This window comes from Paenibacillus sp. Y412MC10, from assembly GCF_000024685.1.
Taxonomy (GTDB): domain Bacteria; phylum Bacillota; class Bacilli; order Paenibacillales; family Paenibacillaceae; genus Paenibacillus_AQ; species Paenibacillus_AQ lautus_A.
The window spans coordinates 2,421,829-2,436,567 of sequence record NC_013406.1 but is presented as its reverse complement, the minus strand read 5'-3'; the positions used below and the strand labels follow the sequence as shown (position 1 = coordinate 2,436,567).

General features: G+C 51.5%; 13 protein-coding genes and 1 other annotated feature. Of the genes, 2 read left to right on the top strand and 11 right to left on the bottom strand.

All coding sequences use genetic code 11. From position 1 onward, the window contains the following. Positions 1 to 69: 69 nt before the first annotated feature. Positions 70 to 1,062, top strand: coding sequence for a DUF1385 domain-containing protein (locus GYMC10_RS10445; protein WP_009591233.1), 993 nt, complete (start codon positions 70 to 72; stop codon positions 1,060 to 1,062). 6 nt (positions 1,063 to 1,068) lie between these two features. Then, positions 1,069 to 1,404 (top strand): hypothetical protein, encoded by a 336-nt coding sequence (locus tag GYMC10_RS10440; protein ID WP_009591231.1) that lies wholly within the window; start codon positions 1,069 to 1,071, stop codon positions 1,402 to 1,404. A gap of 49 nt (positions 1,405 to 1,453) precedes the next feature. Here GYMC10_RS10440 and GYMC10_RS10435 read toward each other — a convergent pair whose 3' ends face one another. From GYMC10_RS10435 to GYMC10_RS10385, 11 genes are all read right to left on the bottom strand, one after another. Next, on the bottom strand, positions 1,454 to 2,377 hold the full coding sequence (locus tag GYMC10_RS10435; RefSeq protein ID WP_015734444.1) for a patatin-like phospholipase family protein: 924 nt from the start codon (positions 2,375 to 2,377) through the stop codon (positions 1,454 to 1,456). Positions 2,378 to 2,455: 78 nt separating this feature from the next. Continuing rightward, the gene (locus GYMC10_RS10430; protein WP_015734443.1) at positions 2,456 to 4,012 is read right to left on the bottom strand and encodes a family 10 glycosylhydrolase; all 1,557 of its coding nucleotides are present in this window, start codon (positions 4,010 to 4,012) and stop codon (positions 2,456 to 2,458) included. Positions 4,013 to 4,128: 116 nt separating this feature from the next. Beyond that, positions 4,129 to 4,554, bottom strand: a complete 426-nt coding sequence (gene mntR / locus GYMC10_RS10425; RefSeq protein ID WP_009591262.1) for a transcriptional regulator MntR — start codon at positions 4,552 to 4,554, stop codon at positions 4,129 to 4,131. A 171-nt stretch (positions 4,555 to 4,725) separates the two neighbouring features. After that, positions 4,726 to 5,439 carry a cytochrome c biogenesis CcdA family protein gene (locus tag GYMC10_RS10420; RefSeq protein ID WP_009591263.1) on the bottom strand — a complete coding sequence of 238 codons (714 nt, stop codon included), beginning with the start codon at positions 5,437 to 5,439 and terminating at the stop codon, positions 4,726 to 4,728. 17 nt (positions 5,440 to 5,456) lie between these two features. Continuing rightward, a complete protein-coding gene (locus GYMC10_RS10415; RefSeq protein ID WP_175495141.1) occupies positions 5,457 to 6,287 on the bottom strand; it encodes a metal ABC transporter permease in 831 nt (276 codons plus the stop codon). 20 nt (positions 6,288 to 6,307) lie between these two features. Beyond that, positions 6,308 to 7,057: a metal ABC transporter ATP-binding protein gene (locus tag GYMC10_RS10410; RefSeq protein WP_015734441.1), complete on the bottom strand. Its 750-nt coding sequence runs from the start codon at positions 7,055 to 7,057 to the stop codon at positions 6,308 to 6,310. A 101-nt stretch (positions 7,058 to 7,158) separates the two neighbouring features. Further along, complete coding sequence (locus tag GYMC10_RS10405) at positions 7,159 to 8,250, bottom strand: metal ABC transporter solute-binding protein, Zn/Mn family (protein WP_015734440.1); 1,092 nt, start codon at positions 8,248 to 8,250, stop codon at positions 7,159 to 7,161. 212 nt (positions 8,251 to 8,462) lie between these two features. Beyond that, on the bottom strand, positions 8,463 to 10,451 hold the full coding sequence (gene metG, locus GYMC10_RS10400) for a methionine--tRNA ligase (RefSeq protein ID WP_015734439.1): 1,989 nt from the start codon (positions 10,449 to 10,451) through the stop codon (positions 8,463 to 8,465). 86 nt (positions 10,452 to 10,537) lie between these two features. Beyond that, positions 10,538 to 10,789 (bottom strand) — a binding site (T-box leader). Positions 10,790 to 10,915: 126 nt separating this feature from the next. Further along, positions 10,916 to 11,173 (bottom strand): membrane protein insertion efficiency factor YidD, encoded by a 258-nt coding sequence (gene yidD / locus GYMC10_RS10395; RefSeq protein WP_015734438.1) that lies wholly within the window; start codon positions 11,171 to 11,173, stop codon positions 10,916 to 10,918. After that, complete coding sequence (locus tag GYMC10_RS10390) at positions 11,170 to 11,640, bottom strand: Fur family transcriptional regulator (protein ID WP_009595022.1); 471 nt, start codon at positions 11,638 to 11,640, stop codon at positions 11,170 to 11,172. The genes yidD and GYMC10_RS10390 overlap by 4 nt, the downstream gene beginning before the upstream one ends. A 234-nt stretch (positions 11,641 to 11,874) precedes the next feature. Then, positions 11,875 to 14,607 (bottom strand): copper amine oxidase N-terminal domain-containing protein, encoded by a 2,733-nt coding sequence (locus GYMC10_RS10385; protein WP_015734437.1) that lies wholly within the window; start codon positions 14,605 to 14,607, stop codon positions 11,875 to 11,877. Positions 14,608 to 14,739 lie beyond the last annotated feature (132 nt).

Genomic DNA, 14,739 nt, shown 5'->3' with positions numbered 1-14,739 from the left:
TAGAAATTACTTTCAAAATTCGATACAATAGTTCATAGAACGAATAACATGTCAGGGAGGGTGAACTGGTTGTCCGATAAGTCAACCCCGATCAGCTATGGAGGCCAAGCTGTAATCGAAGGCGTTATGTTCGGCGGCAAGCATGTGAATGTGACGGCCGTGCGGCGTAAAAATAATGAAATCAAGTTTCTCGAGGTGCCTCGCGAAGACAAGGCATGGGTTCGGAAGCTGCGGAAGATCCCGCTTCTTCGCGGCATCGTCAGTCTCATAGATTCTACTATCAAAGGCTCCAAACATTTGAATTACTCTGCCGATGCTTATGCTGACGATACGCTGGAGCCCGAAGAACGCGAGAAGCAGAAAGAGAAAGAAGACTCCGGCTGGAGTTTAAGCATGATTATCGGTGTGGCCGCCGTCAGCGTGCTTTCCTTTGTTTTCGGCAAGCTGCTGTTTACACTCGTTCCTGTTTTTGTAGAGGATTTCTTTTTTGGCGATACATTTGATCACTATATCGTGCATAACCTGATTGAAGGCGTTATTAAATTAATACTGCTTCTCGTGTATTTATGGGCAATCTCCCAAACACCGGTCATAAAAAGGCTCTTTCAGTACCACGGCGCCGAACACAAAGTCATCAGCGCATTCGAAGCCGGCGAAGAGTTGACGGTGAAGAACGTTCAGAAATATACGCGGCTGCATTATCGCTGCGGCAGCAGCTTTATGATGCTGACCATTGTGCTCGGCGTTGTTGTCTACTCGGTGGTGCCATGGGATACCATGACGCAGCGGGTCATTCAAAGAATTGCGCTTCTTCCGGTCGTGCTTGGCGTTTCCTTTGAATTCCTGAAATTGACCAATGCCATGCGGGACCTGCCGGTACTCCGTTTCCTCGGATATCCCGGTCTGTGGCTGCAGCTTCTGACGACGAAGGAACCTACTGATGATCAAGTTGAAGTATCCATCGCATCCTTTAACAGAATGCGTGAGTTAGATGCTCAATACGAAAATGTTACAGTTCACCAATCTGTGACAGGAAGTGTGCTGGATCCCGCGAAAGGGTGATAATCCATGAGAAGGCATGCGATCATTTTTTGGACGGCGATTACGTTGGCCGCCATAGGGCTACTGGTATTCCTGTTAGACCCTGGATCAAGAATGAGAATATTGATTCCTCTAATTATTGTTGCTGTCGTGTATGTGCTTTACAAGTTCCCGCCACGCCGTTTTAACAAACGTCCCAAGGTGAAGCCTTCCAAGCGGACGGCCGCGAAACTGGCGGCGGCTAAGAACAGCACCGTACGCAAAAGCAACCCAACGGCTAAACGTAAACAGTATCCGTTTCAAGTGATCGATGGGCACAAAGGAAAATCCGACCCATCCGATGATGTTCCTAAATACCATTAACCGGAAAAACCGCCCGCCCGCGCATGCATATGCCGGGTGGACGGTTTTTTTAATGTTCGGCATTCCAGCGGGTGAAAAACATCGTGCCGGCCGTCAGACCGGAATTGTATAAATTCTCGCTTTCCTCTTTGGTCAGATTAAAATGGGTGGTGCCGATGCCGAGCGTCGGAATTTTGATCGTGCGATTTCGGTTTTGCTGCTCGATATAACGTTCATCGTGTGCAGAGAGCATCGTCTCGAACATGGCGGTTAACATGCCGATCGGGCCTTCGATCAGATGAGGCAGGTTGCTGTTCTTCCCGACCATCTGAAAGCCCAGCACCGGCAGGGGCTTAGGCCCACCCTTCGATTCGCGATCAAAGAGCCATAAGGGGAAGTTGCTGAGCAGTCCCCCATCCACGATATAAACAAATTGTTCGCCGAACGATTTGCCTTTTGCTGCCCTGCCCAACAAACGCAGGATGACGGGGTCAAAAAAATAGGGGATGCTGCAGCTCATGCGCACAGCCTTGGCTACCGGAAAGGTGGCAGGATTGATCCCGTATTGGCGGAGATCATCCGGAAGCACCAGCAGCCTGCCATTGGTGATGTCCGATGCCACGATATAAAGCTTGCCTGCCGGGATGTCCGAGAAGGTAAATATCCCTTTGGCCAGCAGGATTTCCCTTATCCAATTCTCCAGGGCTTCTCCGGAATAGAGCCCTTTCTTAATCAAGACCCGCAAGGCAGGACCGATGAACTTTGTATTAAAAATGGGTGCCCGCTGGAGAAACGAATGAAAGGGCGTTTCCTCGATAATGCGCTTGATTTCGTCGGCACGGTAACCTGCTGCCAGCACGGATGCCACGATGGAGCCCGAGGACGTTCCGGCAACGCGGCTGAATACCATGCCGGCATTCTCCGCCGCCTTGACAGCCCCGGCAAGCGAGATGCCCTTGACCCCCCCGCCTTCAAAAACCGCATTGATCTGCATATAAAAATCCCCCGCCTCACATGGTCTAATGACTATGTATGAGCGCGGGGGATGTTTCATACCTATAGGACGTGCAGATTATCTATAATATGATTGCAATTGATCTTTAATGCCTAACGGATTGCTTAAAATATTCTCTGCTCTAAAGAAAATGCTGCCTTTCACTTCGGCATGGTTCTGATTGTACTTCAATTGATTGATGATTTCCGATGCGCTCTGCCAGCCGATTTCGCTGGTTCCCAGTTTGTAGGGGGCATGACCGATCAGAAGATCTACGCCGGTTCCTTGTACTTCGCTTGCCCACCAGTCCACCAGCTTATCATAGTCGGCTGCCGGATTACTCATGCTCCAGTAGATCTGCGGTGCAACGTAATCGATCCAGCCGTTCTGGATCCAGGTCCGCACATCGGCATACATGCTGTCATACGCCGTTACACCGGCCTTCGTATCCGATCCCGTCTTATCCACGGACTGGTTACGCCATACGCCGAAAGGGCTGATTCCGTATTCGACGTCCGGTTTCACGCGATGAATGCTCTCTCCGAGCGATTGGACAAAGGCATTGATATTTCCGCGGCGCCAATCCGCCAGATTGGCGTAGGCCCCATTATTGAACTCGCGGTATGCCGCGTCATCGTTAAAGACCGTATTGGACGGATAGAAGTAGTCGTCCAGATGGATGCCGTCAATATCGTATCCGTTAACGACCTCCATGATCGTATCGATGATATGCTGCCTGGCTTCTGGAATCCCAGGGTTGATGTACAGCTGCTTGCCCGTATTCACGATCCAATCCGGATGGCTTAGCGCAACATGGGACGGATGGAGCGATGCCGTCAAAATATCGGTGTTCGCCCGGAATGGATTAAACCAAGCGTGAAATTCCATATTCCGTCTGTGCGTTTCCTCTACCATGAAAGCAACCGGGTCGTAACCCGGATCGGCTCCTTGAATGCCCGTCAACACTTTCGACCACGGTACCATGGTGGAAGGATACAATGCATCACCGGCCGGACGTACCTGCACGTACACGGTATTGATGCCGACATCCTGGAGCGAATCCAGCAAGGCGATGTAAGAGGCTTGCTGCTGTTCCGCGCTGGTCTTCGTTTTCGGCCAGTCCAGATTGAACACGGTGGATATCCAGGCCCCTCTGACTTCATCCCCGGTTGATACCGGCGGAGGAACGACGACCGAGCCCGTGGACAGCGAGATGCGCTGTGCCGCCTGATTCCACTCCACTTGAACGCCCAAATTCTCGCTGATGAAACGCAGCGGAACCATGACCCGGCCGTTCTTGATTTCAACGGAAGCATCCAGTGCTACCGATGATCCATTCACGAGGGCGGTTTTTTTGCCGGATGTCAATTGCAGGCTCGAACCGTCCTTTCCGATGGTTACCGTCTTCGACTTCTGATTCCAAGCGACCGAAGCGCCAAGTCCTTCACTGATGATCCGCGTAGGAACCATGGTTACGTTAACCTTCGGCAATATGTAAGGAGATACGTCACTGTTCAGGTTTACACCGTCCAGATGAATGCTGATACGAGCCGCCTTCGCTTGCGCGGTTGGGACCACCGACGGGAGACACAATAACAGCATGATCAGCACCAACAACCATCTACGAAGCTTCATTTCTATTAATCCTCCGAAAATATGAAATTTGCAGGTAATCTAACCTATTACTATAACCATTTAAATATGACGGTTCAGTTTAAAAAAGCATCTGTCACAAGCGGACAGATGCCACATTACGATTCGTTGACTAATTCGTTATGAACGTCACGCAAATCCTGAAGTCGATTCTCATCACGCTTGAAATATTCCACAAGCGTCTCAATTCTCGTAATGGAATCCCAGCTCAAGTGATGCTCGATTCCTTCAACATCCCTGTAAATGTTTTCATCCTGTACACCGATCATCTCAAGGAATTCCTCAAGCAAATGATGACGTTCCATGAGCCGCTTGCCCATTTTTTTGCCTTTGCTGGTCAGAACCAAACCACGATATTTTTCATAGATCAAATATTCGTCTTTGTCCAGCTTTTGAATCATTTTCGTGACGGATGAGGGGTGAACCTCCAAGCCTTCGGCAATATCCGAAACGCGCGCATATCCTTTTTCGTCGATCAACTTGTAGATGCGCTCCAAATAATCCTCCATGCTAGGTGTCGGCATCTTATTCCCTCTTTTCTATAATTACATAACCCGTGCCATAAAACTGTTTTACCTGCATTAGTAATGATACATGTTTTTGAGACCCGTTGGCAAGTCCTGGTCCAATCCTCATGTTAATATGGGCCTATGTCAATATGGACCTATGAATTGAACCAGCCTTACCCAACATCATTAGAATTTAAGCCATTCCGGCGTAATGCCTTGCAGCCAAATCGTGATTTTGTACATTTGATCCGTGAAGAGCAGAACCCCCATCAGAATCATCAAGACGCCGCCGACCTTCATCAGCGTGCTTGAATATTTAAGAATCCAGCGGGTGGAGCCGATGAAAAAGGCCAGGATGAAAAACGGTACCGCAAACCCGAGCGAATATGAAGTGATCAGCGGGAACCACGTTCCCGGATCGGAAGCTGCAAGCGCGATGATCGCAGTCAAAATCGGTCCTACGCAAGGCGACCAGCCTGCGGCGAAGCCGATACCAAATAGAAATGTTCCTATGTATCCGGTCGGTTTGGATTTAAAATTGAATTTCCGGTCCTTCATGAGAAATTTAGGCTGGAAAATGCCGATAAGCATAAGTCCCATCACGATGATCAGCAGCGCGGATAACTGGCGAATCAGATCCTGGTATTCCGTGAAGAACTCCCCGAACAGGCCTGCCCCCCAACCGAGAGTGTAATAAACAGCAGAAAACCCAAGGATGAACGCGAGTGTGTGCGTCATGGTCCGGAAACGGACCTCCTTGCGGTTCTGTTCGTTCTTTAAGTCATTGACCGACATGCCTGTAATAATGGATAAATAGGACGGGTACAGCGGCAGGCAGCATGGAGATATAAATGAAGCGAAACCGGCCGCAAACGCGATGCCGATATTAATATCAGCCATTTGATTTTAGAACCCCCTTATGTCGTAAAGCCCTTTTTGCCGACAAGCGTAATGATGAGCAGGCTGATCAGCAGCAGCACGATGGTGGCGCCGGGTGCCAAATTAAATACGCCGGCAAGCATCAGTCCCCCGATAACGGCAATTTCGGAGATGATCACCGATAATACGATGGAGCTTCGGAAGCTTCTCGCCAGCAATAAACTGATCGCTACCGGAATGGTCAGCAATGCGGAGACCAGAAGCGCGCCCACAATCTTGATGGCGGTGCTTACGACAAGCGCCGTCAGCACCGTAATGATCATGTTCATCCATTTGACGGGCAGGCCGCTGACGCTGGCCGCATCCTCCTCGAAGCTGAGCAGGAAAAATTCCTTGAAGAACATAACCACCACCGCAATGACAACGACGGTTACGCCGCCTACCATATAAATATCCGTGGAATCCAGCGTATAGATGCTTCCGAACAAATAACTCATGACATCCGTATTATAGCCCATTCCCAGCGTGAAAAACAGCGAGGCCAGCGCAACGCCGCCCGACATAATAATGGCGATTGACAGCTCGGCATAACTTTTGTAGGCCTTTCTCAGCTTCTCAATCGCAAAAGAGGCCAGCACCGCAAATACCAATCCTGCGGCAAGCGGGTAGACTTCGATCAAAAATCCGAGGGCCACGCCCGCTATCGTGACGTGCGACAACGTATCGCCGATCATCGACAGCCTGCGCAGCACGAGGAATATCCCGATAAGCGGGGCCGTAATCCCGATCAGAACCCCTCCGATCAGCGCCCGCTGGAAAAAATCGCTAAGCAAAATATCAAGCAATGACAACGTCTCCTTCTCCTGCATCCAAAAGTTTGTTTCTATGATTAAACGAGCGAATGCTGCAAGTCCACTTCCGCGCAGTTTTCGATTTCATGGGAATGCCGGACGAAAAACTGAATCTTCCCGTTCTGCGATACCGGCGATTCGCCCAGGTAGTCTTTGACCATGTCCAAATCATGGGTGACCATCAGGAACGTCATATGGTGATGGGCATGCATATGGGTGATCAATTCAAAGAATCCGGCTTGGGTCTCCGCATCAATGCCGATTGTCGGCTCGTCCAGTATAAGCAGATCCGGACGATTGATCAGCGCGCGAGCAAGGAATACGCGCTGCTGCTGGCCTCCGGACAGGGCGCCGATCCGTTTATCGGCAATATCCTGAATGCGCATCACTTCCAGCGCGTCCTCGCATTTCTGATGGTCCAGGCGGCTCAAACGGCGAAACATTTTTTTTCGATTATATAGACCGGACTTGACGACTTCGCGCACGGTGGCAGGGAACAGCGGGTTGAACGCATTTTTTTGCGGAACATAGCCTATTCGCTCCCAGTCCTGGAATTTACGGATCGGCTGGCCGAACAGTTCAATGGTCCCTTCCGCGGCGGGAAGCAAGCCGACGATCATGCGGAGCAGGGTGGTTTTTCCCGCGCCGTTAGATCCGACGATGCCAACGAAGTCCCGCTCTTTTATGGTGATATTAAGATCCTTGATCACCTGTTGATCCCGGTAATGAAAGGATACATCCTTGATTTGTACGATAGGTTGGTGGCAATCCTGCGCTGCCGGCTCCATAAACAGGCCGCCTTTCTCTCTGTAGTCTCTCTATAATAAATATACGAGTCCGTATACGTTCATAACACGAAAGAAGAGGGGGATATGATCCCCCTTCTTCCTTATTGTAAAGCCTTCGTTAGATTTTGCAAATTTTTCTCCATCAGCGTGAAATAATTCTCGCCGCTGCTTGCCTGCTCCTTGGTCAGCCCCTCCACCGGATTCAGCACCAAGGTTTCCACGCCCGCTTCATTGGCCAGCGTTTTGGCCAGTTTATCCGATACGAGTTCTTCGAAGAAAATATATTTCACTTCCTTCTCTTTCACCGTCTTAGTCAGGTTCACGATATCCTGCGCTCTCGGCTCGGCGTCTGGCGACAGTCCCATAATCGCATGCTGCGTCAAACCGTAGTCCCGGCATAGATAACCGAATGCCTGGTGGGATACGACGATATCTTTTTTCGGCAGTTTGGACAGCTCGCTCGCAAAGTCGTTATCCAGTTTGACCAGCTTCTCTTTTAACGCTTCATAGCGCTGTTCATAGCCGTCCTTATGTTCCGGATCGACCTCGACCAGGCTGTTCTTGATATTTTCTGCCATGACCAGTGCGGATTTCGGGCTTACCCAAGTATGCGGATCCGTATGATGGGTATCCGTGTTCGTCTCGGCTGCCTCTTCCTCGTGATCATGGCCAGCATGATCTTCTTCGGTGCCTTCCTCATGGCTGTGGTCGTGCGCTTCAGCGCCTTCTTCATGACTGTGGTCGTGTTCCTCTTCATGGGCTGCTTCACCATGCCCGTGGCCATCATCCCCCACGGCGTCGATCAGTTGGATCCCTTGGGAAACGATGACTGGTTTCACTTGCGTATCTTTATCGAGACCCTTTAAGAATCCAGGCGCCCAGCCTTCCAACCCTGCACCATTATAAAGAAACAGCTGAGCCTTGGATGTATTGACGATATCCTGGCTCCGCGGCGTCCAATCATGAGGTTCCACGCCCGTTGGCAGAAGATTCACGACATTGACCTCGTCTCCGCCGATTTCCTTCGTAAATTCATATATTGGATAGAAGGTCGTAATGACGTTAACCTTGCCTTCAACAATGCTTCCGCCGGATTTGCTTCCGCAGCCCGACAGGATGAGCATCGCCAGCAACATCGAAGTTACGCTCCAGGTCCAGCCGTTCAGTTTGTTCTTGCTCTTTCTCTTGTTCATGTTCATCTCCCCCACATTCGCTCCGCTCAACTAATCGTAAACTTTACTAAAAAGATTATAAGAGCAGTTCGACGTGATTGTCAACCAAATCGTAAAAGTTACTATTAGTTTTTCATATAGAACTCATGTCCCCCGTATTAGAGGAAAAAAATAACGGCGTACCCTTAACAGGGTACACCGTCTGATCCAACTTAATTCAACGCAAGCGTCATTTATTTCACGATGGCGCCGTTTGGCATGCCCTCCGGCACGGTTGCCAGCGTGAGCTGATCCCCGTAGGAAGCGGCCAAAATCATGCCTTGCGACATTTCGCCTCTAAGCTTCACCGGCTTCAGGTTCGTCACGCAAATCACTTTGCGTCCCACCAATTCCTCCGGCGTATAGAACTTCGCAATGCCGGACACCACCTGCCGCTGCTCAAACCCGAGATCCAGCTGCAGCTTCAGCAGCTTGTCCGCTTTCTTGACCGGCTCGGCGGCGATGACCTGTGCTACGCGCAGCTCAACCTTGGCAAAATCCTCGATGCCGATTTCCTCTTTGAGCTCCACAGGCTCCGCTCCGCTATCGGCGGACGAAGCTGCCGCCGAACCCGTAGGCTCTTCCTCGGCTGCCTTCTTGCCGCCAGTCATGGCTTCAGCGATGTAGGCCACTTCCAGCTCCGCATCCAGGCGAGGGAAGATCGGCTCGCCCTTTTGAAGCTTCGTACCAGCCGGTATGGCTCCGAGCTGGCGTCCGCTTTCCCAAGTTGTCAATTCCCCTTCCGCCAAGCCGAGCTGTTCCCACATTTTCTTCGGCGTGCGGGTCAGGAACGGCTGCAGCAGGATCGATGCAATCCGCAGCGCCTCGACCAAATGGCTCATGACGGAAGCAAGTTCATGCCGTTTGCTCTCGTCTTTGGCCAGCGTCCACGGCTGGGTCTCATCGATGTATTTGTTGCTGCGGCTGACAAACTGGCTGATCGCCGTCAGCGCAACCGAGAACTCCATATTCTCCATGGCAGTTTCGACTTTGTCATAAACGGACTTGGCCGCTTCCTCGATTGCGGCATCAAAAGGCGTTACGCCTGCCGAGAAAGCCGGAACCTCCCCGTCAAAGTATTTATCAACCATGGCCACGGTGCGGTTCAGCAGGTTGCCCAAATCATTGGCGAGGTCGGAGTTCACCCGCTCTACGAAGCTTTCCGGCGTAAACGTGCCGTCCGCCCCGAACGGAACTTCGCGCAGCAAGTAATAACGAAGCGCGTCGAGACCATACCGGTCGATCATCGTGACCGGGTCGACCACATTCCCTTTGGATTTGGACATTTTGCCGTCCTTCATGAGCAGCCAGCCGTGGGCAAACACTTTTTTCGGAAGCGGCACATCGAGCGCCATCAAGATGATCGGCCAATAGATCGTATGGAAACGCACGATTTCCTTGCTCATCAGGTGAACGTCCGCTGGCCAGTATTTGTCATACAGGCTGGTGTCCTCCGTACCGTAACCGAGTGCCGTGATGTAGTTCAGGAGTGCATCAATCCACACGTAGATGACATGTTTCGGATCGCTCTTGACCTTAACCCCCCACTCATAGGTTGTACGGGACACAGCCAGATCCTCAAGACCCGGTTTAATGAAGTTGTTGATCATCTCGTTCTTGCGGGATACCGGCTGAATGAAATCCGGATTCTCCTCGTAATACTGAAGCAGGCGGTCCACATACTTGCTCATGCGGAAGAAGTAGCTCTCCTCCTTCACGAGCTCCACCGGCCGTCCGCAGTCCGGACAATTGCCGTTGACCAGCTGACGTTCCAGGAAGAACGACTCGCAAGGCGTACAGTACCACCCTTCGTATTCGCCCTTGTAGATGTCGTCCTGCTTCAGCAGACGTTCAAATACATCCTGCACCACCGTGGTGTGGCGCTTCTCCGTGGTACGAATGAAGTCTTCGTTCGATATGTCCAGCTTTTTCCACAGATCCTTGATGCCTGCCACGATGTCGTCAACGAACTGCTGCGGGGTTTTACCGGCCTCTGCCGCTTTGCGTTCGATCTTCTGCCCGTGCTCATCGGTCCCCGTCAAATAACGGACATCGTATCCGCGAAGCCGTTTGTAGCGGGCCATGGCGTCGCCGGCCACCGTTGTGTAAGCATGTCCGATATGCAGCTTGTCGCTCGGATAATAGATCGGCGTCGTAATATAAAACGTCTTTTTGTCTGCCATTGTAACCTTCCTTTACCGTGAAATTGATTGTCGCATCAAGCGATTCCTTAGGAAAACCAGCAGTAAACAGCAAAAAACCCCCGCCCCTATGGGACGAGAGTTATTCTCACGTGTTACCACCCAAATTCCCCGTACCCTTGCGGGCAACAGGCTCATCTGCCGTCATACGGCGTCCATTAACGCTGGCTCACGCCGCTTCTTTACGGCAGCCACTGGCTGCAGCGCTCAAAAACGGATCCTCCAAGACCATTTTCCGAAATTCGCCAAGACCGGTTTCCAGCTCCTCCGGCTCTCTGTTCAAGGCAAGCTTTTCGTACTTATCTCTTCCTCGGATATACCTATAATTTCTTACATTTTAATCAAACGAGCCGCAGCGTGTCAAGGTGTGCATCGATCCAAGGCATCCCCCTGGCTGCGGGCGGCATGCTTTCGATTATCATCCATATGATACCCCAAAAAAATCGCTATTCCTCTGTCCATGAAGACGACATCTTATCCTTGCGCGGCGGGACCAAATCGATGCCTCCAGGATGAAAGGGATGACATCTCGCGATCCGCTTAGCAGCCAGCCAGGAGCCCTTCAGCGCACCATGCACCTCAATCGCTTCCAGGGCATATGCCGAGCAGGTTGGATAGAAGCGGCAAGTCGCCGGTTTCAGAGGAGAAATGAATTTCCGATAGAAGTGTATCGGCACCTTCACTACCCTGCGCGCCGTGCTCATGCCCGGCTGTCCCGATTTCCTCCACCGGCCTGCGAAGTTTCCTTATCGTTATTGTCCTTGCCGCAGTCCCGGCAGTATCCGAACACTTCGAATTTATGCTGGACCACCTGGAAATCGTCCGGTGCATCGGTCAGCTGCATCGGGCAGAAGGTAATTGGATATGTCTTCTGGCACTGCAGGCAGATCATGTGATGATGATGGTGTTCTTCGCTGCAGCGTCCCCGGAACTTGACGCCTTCCTCGAACACGACTTGCTCCAATACACCAAGCTCGTACAATACCCGAAGATTCCGGTATACCGTATCAAAGCTCAAACCGCTGTACTTCCGGCCCATATATTCGTATACATCCTTGGCCGTCAAATATCCAGGATGTTCCCCAAACAATTTGGCAAGCGTCTTGCGCTGATCGGTAATGCGCAGCCCATGTTCCGACATGGCGTCGATGATCTGTTCCGTCGTAAGCATACGCAATAACCTCCTCTACTTGAAGATACTCTCTCCTTATAATGCCTGAAAAAAATGACAGCGTCAATGAAAGCGGTTGTGAACAGGCAAACCGCCTGACAAGCAGCCAGGAGCTTGAAAGGCTAACAGACGGCATAAACCTGCCCCCTCCCTCGGCAAAAACCAACAAAAAGGACAGCCCGGGCCGTGTTTCGGCTGATGGGCTGTCCGCTTGTTGTTTATGAATAAATAGGATTAGTTCTTCACTTGCGGCAGAGGCTGGAGCAGTATGTTGATCGGCAGGCTGCTTCCCGGTGCTGCCGTAAACAGAATTTCCACCGTCTGCTCGTAATTTCCCGTACGATAGAGAACGGCGGCTTCATTCGGCGCAGATACCGCGCCACCGCTTGTGTTCGGCGTCTGAATGATGTTTCCGTTCACCATCATCGCGCCCATGTATTTGCCTCCGCGCGGATTCAGCGTGATCAGCGTATTGGGTGCTACGCGGTGCAGCTTGATTTTGTACAGAACGCCGAAGTTGCCGGCGTTGGATTGATATGAACCGTTAATGCCGTCATACCCTTCCAGGTTCGGATCGTTTGTCTTATCACCAAGCGCAAGACGCGTTGGCGTGTTGCCTACCAAATCATAGGATTCAATGATTCGCGTCGAGTCCGGGTAGGTTCCCCGGTTATGAACGCCATCGCTCGGGTGAAGCTTCAGGTATGGCAGTTTCTGGATCGGATCCTTGGCTTCATCGATCATGATGACATCATATCGAATCGGCGAATCCGAATACAGGTCGGCAAACATGGACAGCACCTGCTGATTCTTCATGGTTTGCGCGCTCAAATCTTGCAGGATGATCCGGCTTTCGCCAGGGGCGAGCGAAATCGTCTTGAATGCATCCGCTGACTGCATGGACTCGAGATAGCGCTGCACAGCCGCTTTCCCCGTAGCAGTCGGAATGTTGATCGGACCGCCCAAACCGGTATACTCGGTGGTCAGACGCGCCGTCATCGTGTTGATGTTGGTCGCTACGACATACATCTTCATGTTCTTCCCGGTTGCATTCAAGTGGTGAATCATGAAGCGCGTGCTGGCATTGCCGATCTCGCGATATACGATACCTTCCTGATAGACGGTTTCCGGAGAGTTGCTGCGAATCAACAGGTACGGCTCGGAGCTTCTCGTAATCGGCATCAGATTCCATGTCGGCACGGCCGATCCGTCAAACGTGTATTTGTCGCCGATGCCCGTAAATAATTGATTGAATTGATCGCGCGTATACAACACTTCGCTTGTTACGTTGATGATTTTCTCGTATGAGCTAGTCGCCCCATGCTTATCGGTCACGATCAACAGCACTTTATGCGGCCCTGCCGTAAAGAAAGCCTGATCGTTGTTTTCCCACTTAAACGTAATTTCATCGCCGGGATCGCTGTCATAACTCATGTTAATGTACGTAATTTTCTCGCCGATCTTGTATTGCTGTTTATCCGTGTCGAACATGGCCACAGGCGGCGTATTCGGTGCGGATACATGAATGCTCAAAATATACGGATCGCTCCACTCCCCGCTGGCGTCCTGTACCGAATAGGAAACCGTATGCACGCCAGGCTCGTCAAACACATCTTCCCGGCCTTCCCAATGCTCGTCTACGATAGCCAGGCCTGTCGGCGAATAGGCATTCGTCTTGTACGTTACCTTGGTTTGTCCGGCAAAGATTTCACCAGGCTGCACCGTAAAGGATGCCACCGGCTTGGAGCTCAGGCTCAGGATGATCCGCTTGTTCGGCTGGTCGACCCGGTAGGTGATGTCCAGCGCTTGCGTGATGCTGGTCAACGGCACCATAAACGTATTATTGGACTGGTAAGCCGGTCCCTTCATCGATTTTCGAACGCCGTTCACCGTGTATACGCTGCTGTTCGTCTTAAAGCGCAGTTCATCGTTACCTCGGATAATAATCGTTTCCTTTGTCTTTCCGTCATAGGTCAGCTTCAGGCCGACACGGTCGACGAGGGATCGAATCGCGACATAGGATACGCCATTCTTGACTGCCATAGGCTGTCCGGCGGTATACGCTTTTCCGTTCTGATACATCTTGTTGCTGTTCATCATCAGGATCAGGTCATTCGGACCGAGGTTCGGTATGTTCGGAACCTCGCTGCCGGATCCGCCGCCGCTGCTGCCTCCCGGCTGTTCGCCGCTGTTGCTGCCGCTGCCCATTCCGGACAGATCGAGAATCACCTTCTTCTCCGGCTGGTTCACCGTGTATGGAATATCAAGCGCTTGCGTTATCGCGGTCAGCGGTACCATAAATACGTTGTTGCTCTGGTAGGCAGGGCCTTTCATCGGACGCACCTGTCCGTTGACTTTATAATTGCTGCTTCCTGTCGTGAATCGGAGCTCATTGCCATCCTTAAGGATAATGGTTTCCTTCGTCTTATTATCGTAAGACAGCTTAAGTCCTGCGCGCTCCACCATGGCGCGTATGGCGACATAGGATACCCCTTGCTTCACGGCCATCGGCTGTCCCGCTTTGTACTGCTTGCCGTTATGGTACATCACATTGCTGTTCATCAGCAGCACCAGTTCGTTAGCGGCTGCATTGGTAATGCCGACTTCGGGCTTGCTTTCGGCCGGGCTTCCCTCTTCGTTCTCAGATACTTCATTATCGGAAGGATCGCTTGCCGAGTCCTCCTGCTGTTCATTGGGTTCAGAAGGTGTGGCATTCGGATCGCTGGTCGTGCCTTCGATTGAATCGGAAGGTGTTTCTGTTGGCGTTGCCGGCGTTTCCTCCGCTTGCTGCAAGTCCGTCTGTTGTTCTCTGTTTGCCTGGCCTTGTCCTTCCACCGGGGACTGCAGCGCTGGTTGCCCGTTTAGCGCCGGAGCTGTAACATCCGGTGATTCAGCTGCCACGGGAAATGCCATGGATACTTGGGCCGCGGCAAGGACTGTAATCATCGAGATTCGTTTGAAATTCATTCTCTACTCCTTTAAAACTCTCAGTATAGTCTGTCTGCCTCTATTGGACATACTATTAGACGCCGACTTTCCTGAAAAGTTGCTCAGAAATGGCTGGAAAATAGGAAAACCGGAGCATTCCTAGGCAGGAAG